This is a genomic window from Campylobacter sp. 2018MI34, assembly GCF_016598975.1.
GTDB lineage: Bacteria > Campylobacterota > Campylobacteria > Campylobacterales > Campylobacteraceae > Campylobacter_D.
Window position 1 is genome coordinate 35,612 of record NZ_JAENKS010000011.1, and the last position, 15,812, is coordinate 51,423.

The 15,812-nt window shown below is 25.4% G+C and carries 15 protein-coding genes; 10 read left to right on the forward strand and 5 right to left on the reverse strand.

What is annotated here, in order from left to right:
- Complete coding sequence (locus JG676_RS04400; protein WP_200217426.1) at positions 1 to 201, forward strand: heavy-metal-associated domain-containing protein; 201 nt, start codon at positions 1 to 3, stop codon at positions 199 to 201.
- Entirely contained in the window at positions 201 to 2,321 is a 2,121-nt protein-coding gene (locus JG676_RS04405) for a cation-translocating P-type ATPase (RefSeq protein ID WP_200217427.1), read from the forward strand. Before JG676_RS04400 ends, JG676_RS04405 begins: the two co-directional genes overlap by 1 nt.
- An 86-nt stretch (positions 2,322 to 2,407) precedes the next feature.
- On the opposite strand, the gene JG676_RS04410 is transcribed toward JG676_RS04405, so the two are convergent.
- Together JG676_RS04410 and rho are read right to left on the reverse strand one after the other, a co-directional pair.
- A complete protein-coding gene (locus JG676_RS04410; protein WP_200217428.1) occupies positions 2,408 to 3,946 on the reverse strand; it encodes a DNA polymerase III subunit gamma/tau in 1,539 nt (512 codons plus the stop codon).
- Between the two features lie 199 nt (positions 3,947 to 4,145).
- Complete coding sequence (rho, locus tag JG676_RS04415; protein ID WP_200217429.1) at positions 4,146 to 5,444, reverse strand: transcription termination factor Rho; 1,299 nt, start codon at positions 5,442 to 5,444, stop codon at positions 4,146 to 4,148.
- A 113-nt stretch (positions 5,445 to 5,557) separates the two neighbouring features.
- On the opposite strand from rho, the gene JG676_RS04420 reads away from it, so the two are divergent.
- A complete protein-coding gene (locus tag JG676_RS04420; protein ID WP_200217430.1) occupies positions 5,558 to 7,906 on the forward strand; it encodes a heavy metal translocating P-type ATPase in 2,349 nt (782 codons plus the stop codon).
- Positions 7,906 to 8,115 carry a cbb3-type cytochrome oxidase assembly protein CcoS gene (gene ccoS / locus JG676_RS04425; RefSeq protein ID WP_200217431.1) on the forward strand — a complete coding sequence of 70 codons (210 nt, stop codon included), beginning with the start codon at positions 7,906 to 7,908 and terminating at the stop codon, positions 8,113 to 8,115. The genes JG676_RS04420 and ccoS overlap by 1 nt, the downstream gene beginning before the upstream one ends.
- A 13-nt stretch (positions 8,116 to 8,128) precedes the next feature.
- On the opposite strand, the gene JG676_RS04430 is transcribed toward ccoS, so the two are convergent.
- Complete coding sequence (locus JG676_RS04430) at positions 8,129 to 8,431, reverse strand: c-type cytochrome (RefSeq protein ID WP_200169605.1); 303 nt, start codon at positions 8,429 to 8,431, stop codon at positions 8,129 to 8,131.
- A 106-nt stretch (positions 8,432 to 8,537) separates the two neighbouring features.
- Between JG676_RS04430 and JG676_RS04435 the strand changes: the two genes are divergently transcribed.
- Genes JG676_RS04435 through rfaE1 form a run of 3 tightly spaced genes read left to right on the forward strand, consistent with a single transcriptional unit; the run spans position 8,538 to position 11,410 of the window.
- Positions 8,538 to 9,062: an HAD family hydrolase gene (locus JG676_RS04435; protein ID WP_306464878.1), complete on the forward strand. Its 525-nt coding sequence runs from the start codon at positions 8,538 to 8,540 to the stop codon at positions 9,060 to 9,062.
- 10 nt (positions 9,063 to 9,072) lie between these two features.
- Entirely contained in the window at positions 9,073 to 10,026 is a 954-nt protein-coding gene (rfaD, locus tag JG676_RS04440) for an ADP-glyceromanno-heptose 6-epimerase (protein ID WP_200217433.1), read from the forward strand.
- Positions 10,019 to 11,410: a D-glycero-beta-D-manno-heptose-7-phosphate kinase gene (gene rfaE1, locus JG676_RS04445; RefSeq protein ID WP_200217434.1), complete on the forward strand. Its 1,392-nt coding sequence runs from the start codon at positions 10,019 to 10,021 to the stop codon at positions 11,408 to 11,410. Before rfaD ends, rfaE1 begins: the two co-directional genes overlap by 8 nt.
- Here rfaE1 and truD read toward each other — a convergent pair.
- Together truD and JG676_RS04455 are read right to left on the reverse strand one after the other, a co-directional pair.
- The gene (truD, locus tag JG676_RS04450; protein ID WP_200217435.1) at positions 11,388 to 12,509 is read right to left on the reverse strand and encodes a tRNA pseudouridine(13) synthase TruD; all 1,122 of its coding nucleotides are present in this window, start codon (positions 12,507 to 12,509) and stop codon (positions 11,388 to 11,390) included. The genes rfaE1 and truD overlap by 23 nt on opposite strands.
- Positions 12,478 to 13,299 (reverse strand): thiamine-phosphate kinase, encoded by an 822-nt coding sequence (locus JG676_RS04455; protein ID WP_200169611.1) that lies wholly within the window; start codon positions 13,297 to 13,299, stop codon positions 12,478 to 12,480. The genes truD and JG676_RS04455 overlap by 32 nt, the downstream gene beginning before the upstream one ends.
- A 91-nt stretch (positions 13,300 to 13,390) precedes the next feature.
- On the opposite strand from JG676_RS04455, the gene JG676_RS04460 reads away from it, so the two are divergent.
- Genes JG676_RS04460 through JG676_RS04470 form a run of 3 tightly spaced genes read left to right on the forward strand, consistent with a single transcriptional unit; the run spans position 13,391 to position 15,454 of the window.
- Positions 13,391 to 14,461 carry a DUF5644 domain-containing protein gene (locus JG676_RS04460; RefSeq protein ID WP_200217436.1) on the forward strand — a complete coding sequence of 357 codons (1,071 nt, stop codon included), beginning with the start codon at positions 13,391 to 13,393 and terminating at the stop codon, positions 14,459 to 14,461.
- Positions 14,458 to 14,841 (forward strand): ornithine carbamoyltransferase, encoded by a 384-nt coding sequence (locus tag JG676_RS04465; protein ID WP_200169615.1) that lies wholly within the window; start codon positions 14,458 to 14,460, stop codon positions 14,839 to 14,841. The genes JG676_RS04460 and JG676_RS04465 overlap by 4 nt, the downstream gene beginning before the upstream one ends.
- Positions 14,831 to 15,454 (forward strand): RsmD family RNA methyltransferase, encoded by a 624-nt coding sequence (locus JG676_RS04470; RefSeq protein ID WP_200169617.1) that lies wholly within the window; start codon positions 14,831 to 14,833, stop codon positions 15,452 to 15,454. Before JG676_RS04465 ends, JG676_RS04470 begins: the two co-directional genes overlap by 11 nt.
- Positions 15,455 to 15,812 lie beyond the last annotated feature (358 nt).

A 15,812-nucleotide genomic window follows, 5' to 3' on the forward strand; every position in this document is an offset into this window, starting at 1 on the left:
ATGAAATTTAAAGTTGCTAATATCAATTGTCAAAATTGTGCAAATTTAATTAAAAATTCTTTAGAGGATGAATTTGGAAAAATAGAAGTTGATTTAAATGTTACACCAAGAGTTGTTGTAGTTAATATCAATAAAGAAAAAATAGAAGATTTTAAAAAAGAAATGAAAGATTTAGGTTTTGAGATTTTAGAGGAGCTTTAATGCAAGAATTAAAAATCAAAATAGGAAAAATGACTTGTGTTAATTGTGCTAATTCTATTGAAAAGATAAGTAAAAAAATCGAAGGTATTAAAGATGCAAGTATTTCTTATGTAAATTCAAGTGGTGTTTTTCTGATTGAAAATGAAAAAGTAAAAAATGAACTTTTTAAAAAAATAAAAAATTTAGGATATGAAATTTTAGATGAAGAACAAGATTTAGAGAAATATAAACTTAAGCAATTTTCTAAAATGAAACTTAATTTCTTTTTAAGTGCAATTTTGAGTATTTTGATTATGTATTTTGAAATGTTTGTAAAGAATTCTTTTTTTAAAGATATGCAATTGTTAATTAGTATTTTTGCTATTTTTTATTGCGGGAGAGTTTTTTTTATCAATGCCATTAAAGGATTAAAATATAAAAATTTAGATATGAATACTTTAGTAGCTTTGGGTTCTTTTATGGCATTTGTGTATTCTTTGCTCGTATATTTTAAGATTTTTGAAAAAGATGAACATCTGTATTTTAGTGGTGCAAGCATGATTATAAGTTTTGTTTTGTTTGGAAAACTTTTAGAAGAATATGTAAAATTTAAAGCTCAAGATTATCAAAAAAAAATTAATAGTCTCAGTATAAAAAAAGCTAAAATTTTAATTAATGATGAACTTAAAGAAATTTCAAGTTCTTTTGTTAAAGTTGATGATATTCTTATAGTAAAAGAAGGTGAAAGTATAGTTGCTGATGGTGTAGTTATAGAAGGTAAAGCTGAGCTTGATGCAAGTTTTTTAACAGGAGAATTTTTACCAGTTTTAAAACAAAAAGATAGCGAAGTTAGTGCAGGAAGTATAGTTTTAAATGGTTTTTTAAAAATTAGGGTAAGCAAAAAGGCTATGGATAGCACTTTAGAACAAATTAAAGATCTTATTTTTAAAGCAGGCAATATTAAAACACCTATTGCGACTTTAGTTGATAAAATTTCAGCTTATTTTGTGGGTTTTATTATAATTATCGCAAGTATAGTTTTTATTTTTTGGAGTTTAAAATCAGGTTTTAATGAAGCTTTTTTATATGCTTGTGCTGTTATTTTAATCTCTTGTCCTTGTGCTTTAGGACTTGCAACACCTATTGCTATAGTGGTAGCTTTAGCAAATGCTGCTAAAAAATCTATTTTGATTAAAAATCCTAGTGCTTTAGAGAATTTAAATCAAATTAAAGAGATAGTTTTTGATAAAACAGGCACTTTAACTGAAGATAAACTTAAAATTTATAAGCATAATCTTAGTGAAGAAAATTTTAATTTACTTGCACAAATAGAAAGTTTTAGTTCTCATCCTATAGCAAAAGCTATTTCTAAAAATTTAAATTTAAACACTTGCTTAAAAGGTGAAGTTAAAATGCATATTGGAAAAGGTTTAGAGTATCAAGGAGAAGATGCTATTTATTTCGCAGGAAATGAAGAATTTTTACAAGAAAAGGGTGTTGATATATCTAAAACTAAAGAATTTTTTGAAAAATTTTTAGATAAAGCACCTGTTTATGTGTATTTTGCTAAAGATAAAGAATGTTTAGGCGGAGTGTGTTTAAGCAACACTTTAAAACAGGAGGCAAAAGAACTTATATTATCTTTAAAACAGAAAAAAATTCATAGCATTATTTTAAGTGGGGATAATGAAAAAAGTGTTAAACAAATAGCTAAAGAATTAAGCATTGACGAATTTTATGCAAGTTTAAAACCAGATGAAAAGCTTAATTTTATACAAAAAAAACAAAACAAAAATCCTATAGTTTTTGTTGGAGATGGTATAAATGATGCTCCATCTTTAAATTTAGCGGATATTGGCATTAGTTTTGCTAAAGCAAATGATTTGGCAAAAGAATCAGGAGATTTTATTTTAATAAAAGATGATTTAAGATTAATTAATTATTGTTTTAAAATTTCTCATAAAACTAGAAATATAATCAAACTTAATCTTTTTTGGGCCTTTTTTTATAATTCTCTTTGTATTCCTATAGCAGCTGGTTTTGTGCCTTATATCACTTTAAACCCTCATCTTGCAGCTCTTGCTATGTGCTTTAGTTCTATAGCTGTTGTTTTAAACTCTTTAAGATTAAAAAATATTTAGCTTTAAGGCTAAATATAAATTTTATTATTTTTTATTTTTGAGAAAATTTAAATAATATAAGAGATTTTTTTATTGTAAAATATAAATTAATTCTCTATTTTAGGTTCTCCAAAACAATCTCTTAAAGCATTTTTAGTATCCTCTAAAGGATCAAATTTTTTAGCGTCTTTTTTAAATTCATCAAATTGCGAATTAATATCTATTTTTTTATTTTGTGAATTTGATAAATCTTGAGTAATAGGTTGAAGCTTGCTTTCATCTATAAAAATTTCTTTTTGTACAGAAATCTTAGCATTTGCTCCAAATTTAGTTTTAAAAAGCTCTTGTATAAGTTTAAAACCCTTATTAAGCTTATCTCTATCTTCTCCTTGTGCGTTTGAAGTAATGGCTAAAATTTCATTTTCATAATTTATAAATTTCGTATTTTTTTTAAAGCATTCTCCAAGATCATAATCTCTATCATAGATAAGATCGGTTAATATTTCATAAGGGTTTTTATGATTGTTGTCTTGTTCTATAGAGCTTTTATTTTCTTGCATGGAACTTTTTAAGTAATTATTTTCTTCTTTTTTATTATCAATTTTAAATTCATTAATTTTTTCATCAATTTCTTTTAAATAGCTTGCTTCCATCATCATAAAAGCCATAACACAAAGTGTAAATCCATCATCATCACTAGTTATACTTTTAGCACGTGAGAGTATCCTAAAGAATCTTTCATAAATTAAAGTAGAAAATTCAGTGCTTTTTGAAAAAAAACTTTCCTTAAGATAAAAAAGCATTTCATCAATAACATTTGAGGCTTCATAATCTTGAAATTCTTTTAAAAATTCAAAAACTTTTCCTTCATCTTTTTTCAAAATGCTATTATAAAATTCTTTTATTTTTAAAGGATCCAAAAGACCTAGCATATCAGTAATTTTAGTAACACTGATATTATTTTCACAAAAGATAATAGCTTGATCAAGTAAAGTTAAAGTATCTCTCAAAGAACCATTACCACTTCTTGCTATAAATTTTAAAGCTTCATCTTCGTAATTTACATTTTCCTTCATAAGAATTTCTTTAAGATGATTAAAGATATCATTTTGAGAAATTTGTTTAAAGCGAAAATGTTGAGTTCTTGAAAGAACAGTTGCTGGTAATTTTAAAGGATCCGTTGTTGCTAAAATAAATTTTATATAGCTTGGAGGTTCTTCTAGGGTTTTTAGTAGTGCATTTGCAGCTTGAGAAGTAAGCATATGAACTTCATCGATAATGAAAATCTTAAACCTTGCCATTGACGGGGTGTATTTAGTTTGTTCAATTAAAGCTTGAATATCTTCTAAGCCACGATTGCTTGCTGCATCCATTTCTATAATATCAATATGCTTACCCTCAAGTGCAGCTAAACATTGCTTACAAATTCCACAAGGATTTGAACTTGGCCCTTGATCACAAACTAAAGCACGCGAAAAAATTCTTGCACTTGAAGTTTTTCCACTTCCACGTAAGCCGGAAAATAGATAAGCGTGAGCAAGTCTTTGATTGTCAAGTGCGTATTTTAAACTAGTGCTAACAGTTTTTTGCCCTATAAGTTCATCAAAAGTTTTTGGTCTATATTTAATAGCTAAAGCTTGAAGCATTTTTCTCTCTTTATAAAACCTTTTTTTGCTATCATATTATGTATTATTTTTTGATTTATAATAAAATTTTGTTTCTTTTTTAAAGCTAAAAATTTATAATTTATTTTAATATTAAATAAAAAAATAAGATAGGCATATAATAAATACATATTTGACTTAAAAAATACCTATTTTTTTCATTACTTGTTTTTCTTTTAAACTATTCATTCATTATAGATAAAAGTTCAATGTTATTTTTTGTTTTTAACATTTTAGAATATAAAAATTTAAGAGCTTCAATATCATCCATTTGTGAAATAGCGGAACGAATAGCCCAAATTTTTTGTAAATCACTTGGATTTTGTAGTAATTCTTCTTTTCTTGTTCCTGATTTTATAATATTAATTGCTGGATAAATTCTTCTATCTGAAATATTTCTATCTAATACAATTTCACTATTTCCTGTTCCTTTAAATTCTTCAAAAATTACATCATCCATTCTTGAACCCGTATCGATTAAAGCAGTAGCTACTATAGTTAAAGATCCTCCTTTTTCTATATTTCTAGCTGCTCCAAAAAAACGTTTTGGTTTATGTAAAGCATTGGCATCAACTCCTCCGCTTAAAACTTTTCCTGAGCTAGGAGTAGCAGTATTGTAAGCTCTTGCAAGTCTTGTAATGCTATCAAGTAAAATGATCACATCCCTACCCATTTCAACCATTCTTTTAGCTTTTTCTATCACAAGTTCAGCTACGCGTACGTGATTATAAGCAGGTAAATCAAAAGTAGAGCTAAAAACTTCTCCTTTTACGCATCTTTGCATATCAGTTACTTCTTCAGGTCTTTCATCAACTAGTAAAACAATTAAATGCATATCGGGATGATTTTTAGCAATAGCTGCTGCTAATTCTTTCATAAGTTCTGTTTTACCTGTTCTAGGAGGTGCTACTATAAGTCCGCGTTGTCCTTTTCCTATCGGGGTAAAAAGATCTAAAACACGCCCTGTTAATTTCATACTATCGTATTCTAATTTTATTTTTTCTGTTGGAAAAATAGGAGTAAGATTATCAAAAAGAGGTCTTTCTTTAGCCTCTTGTAAAGGCATATAGTTTATAGCTTCAATTTTTAATAAAGCATAATACTTTTCTTGATCTTTAGGTTCTCTTACCTGTCCTGTAACTATATCTCCAACACGAAGAGCGAATTTGCGAATTTGTGAATTTGAAACATAAGCATCATTAACACTATCACTTAGATCTCCATCCATTCCACGTAAAAAACCATAACCTTCAGAAGATATTTCTAAAATACCTGTAAAAAGAATAAAACCACCTTTTTTGGTTTGTGCTTTTAAAATTTCAAACATAAGTTCTTGACGACGAAATTCGCGTGGATTTTCTATTTCGCATTCATTGGCTATTTTAACAAGACTTTCAAGATCAAGTAGTTTTAGATCTTCAATTTTATATCCTTCTACAGGAATATGCGTTCTTTGATGCTGTTTTTTTTCTTTTTCCATAAGCCCTCGTAGATTTTAAGAAGAATTTTTGTAAAGCATGATTTTAATAAAAAAATATACTTTTTGTCAAATTTGTTTATAATAACAAAACTAAATTTTATGAAAGAATAGCTATGAAATGTGCACATTGTAGATTAAATTTTCAAGAAAATCAAATGATAAAAAAAAACGATCTCTTTTTTTGCTGCAAAGGTTGTCAAAGTGTTTATGAAATTTTATATGAGAATGGTTTAGATGAATTTTATAAAAAATTAGGAGATAAAACTTTAAAACCAGTTTCAAATCAAAATGGCTTTAAAAGTTATGATGAGTTTATTAATAAAACCAAAGAAGGTTTTAGCGAGGTTTATCTTGTATTATATGGAATAGAATGTGCAGCTTGCATTTGGCTTAATGAAAAAATTTTAATTAAGCAACAAGGAATTTTAGAACTTGATATTAATCATTTTACTCATAAGGCTAGAATTGTTTTTGATCAAGATATTATTAATTTAAAAGATATTTTAAATTTAATAGAAAGTATAGGTTATAAAGCAAGTACTTACGATCCTACTAAAACAGAACAAAAAGCAAATTTAATAAAGAGGGAATTTTATTCTAAACTTATTGTGGCTATTGCTTGTGTTATGAATATTATGTGGATAGCTATAGCAAAATATGCAGGATTTTTTACAGGAATGGATAAGGATATAAAAGATATTTTAAATTTTGCTGAGTTTATTCTTTGTTTTCCTGTTCTTTTTTATACAGGTTCAAGTTTTTATCAAAATGCTTTTAGAGCAATTAAAAATAAAAAAGTTAATATGGATACTTTAGTAATTAGTGGAGCAAGTTTAGCTTTTTTGTATTCATTGTGGGCTATGTTTTTTAGAGTGGGCGAGGTTTATTTTGATTCTGTTGCTATGATTGTTTGTTTTGTTTTTATTGGGAAATATCTTCAAGTATTGAGTAAAAAAATAGCCTTAGATACTATAGATGGTTTAAATGCATTTTTGAAAAATGAAGTTTTAGTTTTTAATGGTAAAGAGTTTAAACCAAAATCAGCCAATGAGGTTAAACTTAATGATATTATTTTGATTAGAAGCGGTGATAAAATTTTAATTGATGGTGTTTGCATTAGAGGTGAAGCAAGTCTTGATACTTCTTCTTTAAATGGTGAAAATACTCCTTTGCTAATAAGACAAAATGATGAGTTAAATTCTGCTTGTATAGTGCTTGATGGTAGCATAGAATATAGAGCAACTAAACTTTATAAAGATTCTAAGCTTGCAATTATTATAAAACTTCTTGAATTAGCTAGTACTAAAAAGGCTAAACTTGAAAGCTTAGTGTCTAAAATTTCTGGATATTTTTCACCTGTTATTTTGTTTTTTTCTTTTGCTTGTTTTTGTTTTTGGTTTTTTTTAAAAGATACTAATATAGAGTTAAGCCTTGTAAATGCTATATCAGTTTTAATTATAGCTTGCCCTTGTGCTTTGGCTTTAGCAACTCCTGTTAGCACACTTGTTGCTTTAGGAAAATCTTTAAAAGAGCATATTATTTTTAAACATTCTAGCACTATTGAAGATCTTAGTAAAATTAATATGGCTGTTTTTGATAAAACAGGAACTTTAACAAATAATGAATTAAAAATTAGTAATTTTTATTTAGATGATAAAATAGATAAAGAGGAATTTTATAGCTTTATAAAGCTTTCTAATCATCCTGTATCAAAAAGTATTGCTAAATTTTTTGAAGCTCAAGGTATTGTTTATAAAAAATTAGATTTTAAAGAACTTTTTAATATCCAAGCAAGAGGATTAAAAGCAAATTTGAATAATGATTTATTTTTAGGGGGAAATTATTATTTTTTAAGAGAAAATGGTATTGAAGTTAAAGAGTTTAAAAATACTCATTTTATTTTTGCTAAAAATCAAAAAATATTTGCTTATTTTGAATTTGAAAATATTTTAAGAGAAGGGACTAAAGAACTTATAGCTTATTTATATGATCATAAGATTGAAACGATGATATTAAGTGGAGATAATCATTATGCAGTGGAAAAAATCGCCAAAGAGCTTAAAATAACTAATTACAAAGCTTCTTGTTTGCCTGAAGATAAAATGAAAGTTATTGAAAATTTAAATCAAAAATATAAAGTTTTATTTGTTGGAGATGGTATTAACGATGCTTTAGCATTAAAAAACGCTAGTGTTTCTATTGCTTTAAAACAAGGAAGTGATTTAGCAATTCAAAGCAGTGATGTGCTTTTATTAAAAAATGATTTATTTTCCTTAATAAAAGCCTTAAAGCTTTCTAAAAATACCTATAAAATTATAAAACAAAATCTATTTTTTTCTTTATTTTATAATGCTTTAACTATTCCTTTAGCTTTTTTAGGGCTTATTAATCCTTTAATCGCAGCACTTTCTATGTCTTTTAGTAGTATAATAGTTATATTAAATGCTTTAAGGATTAAATAATGAGTAATGTAATAACATTAATGATAGGAGTCTCTTTGCTAACCTTTTTTATAATTCTTGCCACTTTTTTATGGGCAATAAAAAATAAACAATTTGACGATGAGTATAAATTTATTACTTTAAACGATGATGAAGAAGCTTTAAACGATATAATAAATTTACAAAAAAGAAAAGAAGAAGCTTTAAGAAAGCAAAAAAAGCTTTCTTAAAAAATTATGCAGATTATTTTAAAGTATCAATATATTTATCAATAGCTTCAAGATCAGCTTCACTTAAACCTTTTAATTGAAGCTTCATAATAGCACCTTGTCCAAATTTATTTCTTGTTCCTGCTTGATATTCTTTTAAAGCTTGTGATCTTTCCTCATAGCTTAAAGATGTAAGAGCTGGAACTTTTCCTAAGTAAACTTTATCAGCTTTTGCTCCGTGACAAACAGCACATTTTTTAAAGAGTGTAGCACCATCAGCTGCATAAGCAGAAACCCCAAGACACACTAAAGTAGAAATTGCTAGCAATTTTTTCATTTTAACTCCTTGTTATTTTAGGTAAGGAATATTATATCTTTAATTTTTAATAAATTTCTTAAAGATTTTATAAAATAAATGTTTATTTTAAAAAAGCTATATTATAATGCTTTTTATGAAAAGAAAAGCGTTGTTTTTAGATAGAGATGGTGTTATTAATGTAGATAAAAAATATGTTCATAAGATAGAAGATTTTGAATTTTATAATGAAATTTTTGATCTTTGTAAGTATTTTTTTTTAAAGGATTATTTAATTTTTATAATAACTAATCAATCAGGTATTGCAAGGGGTTATTATAAGGAAGAAGATTTTTTAAAGCTTTGTAATTTTGTTTTAGAGGAATTCATTAAGCAAGATATAAAAATTTCAAAAATATATTATTGTCCACATTTGGAAAATTGCGAATGTAGAAAACCAAAACCAGGTATGCTTTTAAAAGCTAAAGATGAATTTGATATAGATATGGAAAATTCCATTTTTATAGGAGATAATCTTAGCGATATGCAAGCGGGAGTAAATGCAGGAGTTAAAAATTTATTTCTTGTAAATGAACATATATTAAAACAAGATTATTTTAAAAGTTTTTTTTCTTTAAAAGAACTTTTAAATTTTTTAAAACAAAATTTCTAAGGATAAATTAATGAAAATAGTTATTACAGGTGGAGCAGGATTTATTGGTTCAGCATTGGCTCTTTTTTTACAAGAAAATCACGAAGTTTTAATTATAGATAAAATGAGAAGTAATGCTGTTTTTGAAAATGGAAATTTAGAATGTTTGGGACATTTTAAAAATTTGTTAGGTTTTAAGGGCGAGTTATATGTCGCAGATATAAATGAAGAAAAAACTTTAAAAATAATAAAAGATTTTAAACCAGAAGTTATATTTCATAAAGCAGCTATTTCTGATACTACAATTTATGATCAAAATAAGGTTTTAAGTGTAAATTTAAATACTTTTAAAGAATTTATAAAACTTAGTATTGAACTTAATGCAAAACTAATTTATGCAAGTTCTGCTTCTGTTTATGGTGATGCTCCTAGTCCTCAGATTGTAGGAGTTAATGAAAATCCTAAGAATCCTTATGCTTTTTCAAAACTTATGATGGATAATTTAGCACAAAAATACTACAATAAAGCTCATTTAATAGGACTTAGGTACTTCAATGTTTATGGAAAAGGTGAATTTTATAAAGGTAAAACTTCTTCTATGATTATACAATTTGCTCATCAAATTTTAGCAGGGAAAAATCCTTGTTTATTTGAAGGAAGTGATAAAATTTATAGAGATTTTGTTTATATAAAAGATTGTTTGGAAGCTAATATTAAAGCTATAGAAGCAAAAAATGGGGTTTATAATGTAGGTAGTGGAAAAGCAAGAACTTTTCAAGATATTGTAGATATATTACAAAAAGAACTAAATACAAATTTATCTTGCAAATATATTAAAAATCCTTATGAAAAATTTTATCAATTTCATACACAAGCAAAATTAGATGAAAATTTTGCCTATTGTCCAAAGTATAGTCTTGAAGAAGGTATAAAAGATTATTTGCCAGAAATTTTAAGACTATTTGAAAAGGAAGTAAATGTTTAATTTTTTAGCAAAACAAAAGCCTAAAATTCTTGTCATAGGTGATTTTATGGTAGATTGTTATATTTGGTGCAATAGTACACGTATTAGTCCTGAAGCACCTGTTATGATAATGAAATCTAATGAACAAGAAAAACGTTTAGGCGGTGGTGCTAATGTTTATGCAAATTTAAAAGCTTTAGGAGCAGATGTTTTTGCGCTTGGCGTTGTTGGAGATGATGAAAATGGAATTTTCTTAAAAGAAAAATTAAATTCTTGTTTTTTAGTGCAAAAAGGGCGCAAAACTTCTCTTAAAAGTCGTATTATTGCTCATAATCAACAAGTTTTAAGATTAGATGATGAAGATGATGAAGATATTAAACTTGAGCAAGAATTAATCACAGAATTTAAAAAAATTTTTAGGAATTTTAATGCTATTTTACTCAGTGATTATGCAAAAGGAGTTTTAACTCCAAAAATTTGTCAAAATATTATTCAAAGTGCAAATGAATTTAATATACCTGTTTTAGTGGATCCTAAAGGAGATGATTTTAGTAAGTATAAGGGTGCTACTTTATTAACTCCAAATAAGCAAGAGGCTTTAAAAGCTTTAAAAATTAATAATTTAGAAGGAGAAAATCTTCAATATGGTATAGAGAAGCTTAAAAATGATTTTAATTTAAAATATTCTATTATCACTCTTTCTGAAGATGGTATAGCACTTTTTGATGAAAAATTGCATATTATTCCTGCTAAAGCATTAGAGGTTTATGATGTAACAGGAGCAGGGGATAGTGTAATTGCAACTTTAGCCTTTTCTTTAGCTTGTAATATACCTATTTTAAAAGCTTGTGAATTAGCTAATGAAGCTGCAGCTGTAGTTGTAGGAAAAATAGGAAGTGTGAGTGTTAGCTTAGATGAGATTAAAAATTTTAATAAAAACAATTTTGAAAATAAGATAAAAAGCAAAGAAGAGCTTTTAAAGATGCTTAAAATGAAAAATAAAAAAATAGTTTTTACTAATGGCTGTTTTGATATAGTGCATTTTGGACATATTAAGTATCTAGAAAAAGCTAAAAAATTAGGTGATATTTTAATCGTTGGATTAAATTCTGACGCGAGTATAAAAAGACTTAAAGGTAAAAATCGTCCTATAAATTCAGAATTTCATAGAGCTTGTATGTTAGCAGCTTTTTATTTTGTAGATTTTGTTGTGATTTTTGATGAGGATACACCTTTAGAATTGATATCATTTTTAAAGCCTGATGTTTTAGTTAAGGGAGCTGATTATCAAAATAAAGAAGTTATAGGAGAAAAATTAGTTTCAAAAGTTGAGTTAATTGATTTTGAAGAAGGTTTTAGCACAAGCAATATAATAAATAAAATCAACAATCAAGTTTTAAATTAGTATGCAAAAGCTCTTCTAAAACAGTTGTAGCATAAGATCCTTTTTGAAGAAAAAATTCTAAAACAATATGAGCTTTTTCTTCATTATAATGAAATTTTGCATTTTCCATATAACTCCACATAAAACGTCTAGATCCTTGCAATTGCTGTTTAAATTCTAAAAGTTCTTTGAAAATTTCATCTTCTAATTCTTTAACAAAACCTAAGCTTTCAAAAGCTTTTTTACCTACCAATAAACCTAAGGCAGAAATATCTCTTTTTAAAAATCTTTCCTGCTCTTGAATTAAATCTTCGCAAATAAAGCATTTTCCATAAGGATAATGTCCCAGTACATCTCCTTTTAAAATTTTAAAAAAATTTTTTTGTTTTTTAAGAATTTGCAATTCTTCTTTACTTAAAGGATAAAGTTGCATTAATTCTTTAATATTAAAATCTTTAATAAAATGAGAGAATTCTATTCTTTTGCTAAGATAACGATTGAAAAATTCACTTTGAAGAGCTGAAATTAAAAAATTTTTAAGTTTTGGATTTTTTACTTTTTTGCCTTTTAAAATTTCAATTCCTTCTAAATAATTATCTCCAAATTTTCCAAAGCGTTGATAACCAAAATAATTTGCAAAACCTTGTGAATTTAGTGTAGTAAAAACTTCTTTGAGTTTTAAAGCATTGCTAGGAGAAACTTTTTTTAAACGTATAAAAAAAGAATTACCTTTTAAATGACCTATTTTTAATTTATTATGATGAGTGAAATATTCTAAAATTTTTAATTTTGGATGAGAAAAATTATTAAAGCGTTCTTGAAATTTTTTAAGTACAGAAACATATTGAAAAGTAAAGCCTTGTTTATCCTTAAGGCCTGCGTAGCCGAAATCTCTTATTTTAATCCCGCTTGTTTCACTTAAAATTTGCAAAGCCTCATTTGTGCTTAAATCTTTTTTGCAAATGTGCATAATTAAATGTTCACCTTGATTGGAAAATTCATAAAGAGGTTTTTCTCTTACAACAAAATCATCGCTATTTTTACTAAAATAAACATTAATTGCACTATGTTTTAAACTATAAAGAGGTTTAAAAGTGGTGTTCTTTTCCAATAAATTCATATTTTCCTTTCACAGCTTTACCAAAAATATTAAGCTTTACTTTATGTTTTTTAGCGCTTTGTTTTATAAAGTTTTCATCTTTTGGATTAAAGGCAAATAAAATTTCATACTCTTCTCCACTATATAACTCATAAAAATTAAGATTTTTATACCAAGAAATTCCTAGATTATTGATCTTAAGCAAGCGTGATAAATCTTTGCTTAATCCATCTGAAATATCCATAGCACAACTAAGCTTTTGAGCAATTTCATAAAAAAAATCTTTTCTTATTTTAGGCTTAATAAAGCGATGATTAGGGCTTAATTTTTTACCTTGTTTTAAAAGTTCTAAGCCTTTTAAGCTTTGGCCTAAATTTCCACTAAAGGCTATCAAATCCCCTAATTTTAAACCTTTTCTTAAAACAGGTTTTTTATAAATTTTAGAAATAAGAGTAATGCTTATATCAATTTTATGATTGCTTATTGTATCGCCACCTATAATTTTTATATTAAATTTTTTAGCAGTATTTAAAAATCCTTTTTGCAAAGCTTTAATTTCAATATCACTTAAATTTTTTGGTAAAGCAAGTCCTAAAAGAGCATATTTTGGTTTAGCATTCATTACTATAGCATCAGAAATATTTACAAGCATAGCTTTGCTAGCAATTTGCTCTAGACTCATCCAAGATCTTTTAAAATGAATATCTTCAAAAAATAAATCTTTACTAAAACACCAATTATCAATTATAGCGCCATCATCACCATTTATAGAATTTAAAAAGGCTTTGATGATAAATTGCTCTTTATCCATAAAATTATTTTATAAAATTTCATTTTAAATAACACTTTGTTTTATAGATATTTTTAAGAAATTTTTATATAATTTAAAAAAGGAAATTAAAATGAAAGATTTAGAACTTAGAATTTTTAGATTTGACAATAGACAAGATTATGAGGCATATTATAAACCTTATGTTTATAATAATTATGAAAATTTTGCTTCTCTTTATGATTTGCTTTTACAAGTTAATGATGATGATATATATTTTGAATTTGAAAAAAATGAGAATGCTTTTGTATTAATTAACAATAAACCTTTTAGATTGAACACTTCTTTAAGTCAAATTTTACAAGATGAGGGTTATGAGCTAAAGATAGAACCATTAAGCACCAAAAGGGCTATAAAAGATCTTATTATTAATAAAGATGATTTTTATGATCGTTTTAAGCTCATTTCACATTTAGTTAGTGAAGAGGATAAAAAAATTTATGAAAAATATGATTATTTGTATTATACAAGCAAAATTTTAAAGTATTTACCTAATTATCTTGGAGATTCTTTTTTTTATTTTGTAGGTCAAATGATAGAAAAATATCCTAACAAAAAAGAAAATTTTTTAAAAATTATTAAAGATGAAAGCAGGGGAATTTTCTATCATATAAAAACTAAAAATTTACTTTTGGAACAGACAATTGATTTTTTAAAACAAGAAATTTTAAAAGCAAAACTTTTTAATGAAACTTTATTAAATGATAAAAATCCAATTTTAGAATCTTTTCGTAATGAATTCAAAGAACCAAGCGATATTAAATATAATTTTAAAGATTTTAATATAGGGCTATTTACGCGTAAGGATATTAAATTTAGTGATAAACTTGAGGCAAAATTTGTATCCTTTTTAGATAGTGAAAAAAGTACAGGTTTTGAATTTTTAAATTTAGATGAAAAGCTTTCTTATAGAATGGCAGCAGATATTATACTTCAAGCTTATGATGCTGGTTGTGATTTTTTAATAGTTGATACTCCAAGTGATTTTTATATGCTTGATTCTTGTTCTAAGAAGTTAATGCAAATAAGTGGTAGAGAATTTGATGATTTTTATATTTTAAGTCATTATGAATTTTTTGCTCTTATGGCTGGTATTAAGATGGAATCTTTGAAAAACCATTCTTTACAGGTTACTTTAATATGAAAATTTCTCTTGAATGTAAAGATCTTATTATAGAAAAAGCTTTAGAGCTTTTTTTAAAAGATTATTTGGTTATGAAAAAAGATTGTGATTTTATTATTTGTGATGAAAAAATTCCAAGTTCTAAACCTCTGTTTATCATTAGCGAGAATTCTCCTTTTTTAACTATTCCTTTTAGTAAAGAGGAGCTTTTTGCTTCTTTAAAAGAATTTGATGAGGCATTAAAACTTGCAGCACAAAAAATTGCAGATGAACAAAGAAGAATTTTAGAAGCTAAAATTGATTCAATAGCTAATGAATTTAAAAAAAGTTATCAATTAGAAATTGATAAATCTATTATAAATTTAAAAAATAAGTTAATCCAAGTTTTAAATGATGGATAGTATTTATTTAAAAAAAGGAAATTTCAAAATAAAAAATTCTAAAAAACTTTATACTCTCATTGAGAGTGGTAAATTTAAAGGTAAAAAAATTCTTTTACCAAGTTTTGATACTACAAGAAGTACAAAAAGCATAGTAAAAGCTTGTGTATTTAATGTTTTAAGAGATATTTTAAGAGAAAAAATTTTTATAGAAGTTTTTGGAGGAAGTGCCTTAATGGCTGCTGAAGCCTTAAGCAATGAAGCTTTAAAAGCTTATGCTATAGAACTTGATAATAAAGCTTATCAAATAGCTTTACAAAATGCTAAAAATATAAGCAATGAAATGATAATTTTGCAAGGTGATAGTTTTAAAATTTTACCGCGCTTGGTTTGTGATTTAAATAAAGAAGAATTAATACTTTATTTTGATCCTCCTTTTAATATCAGAGATGGTTTTGATGGAATTTATGAAAAAGTTTATAAATTAATTGAAAACTTAAATGACTTAAATATTATTTATATTGTAATTGAGCATTATTCTTTAATTAAAACTCCACAAAATTTAGGTATTTTTGATTTAAGAAAAGTGAAGAAATTTGGCTCTACAAGCCTTAGTTTTTATCAGAAAAATTAAAAATTTTTTACATTATTGTTTAATTTAAATATTTTTTATAATTATAAAATTTTTGTATTTAAAATTATCAAAGTTGTTATTTTTAAAAAATTGAGCAAAGTTTTAAATCTTAATAATCTTTAATTATTAGTTTGTTTATTTAATTTTTAAGAAATATATTTATAATTTTAAAAACTTAAAAAGGATTTGATGTGTTTAAAATAATTATTTTTTTAATTTTTTTTAGTTTAAGTTTTTTAAATGCTTTTAATCAAAATCAAAGCCCTATAAATATTGATAAAAATTTGACCAAAAGAACATACAATGCTTTAGATATTATTTATAATGGTGGAATTAAAAATATTGTTAATAATAAAAA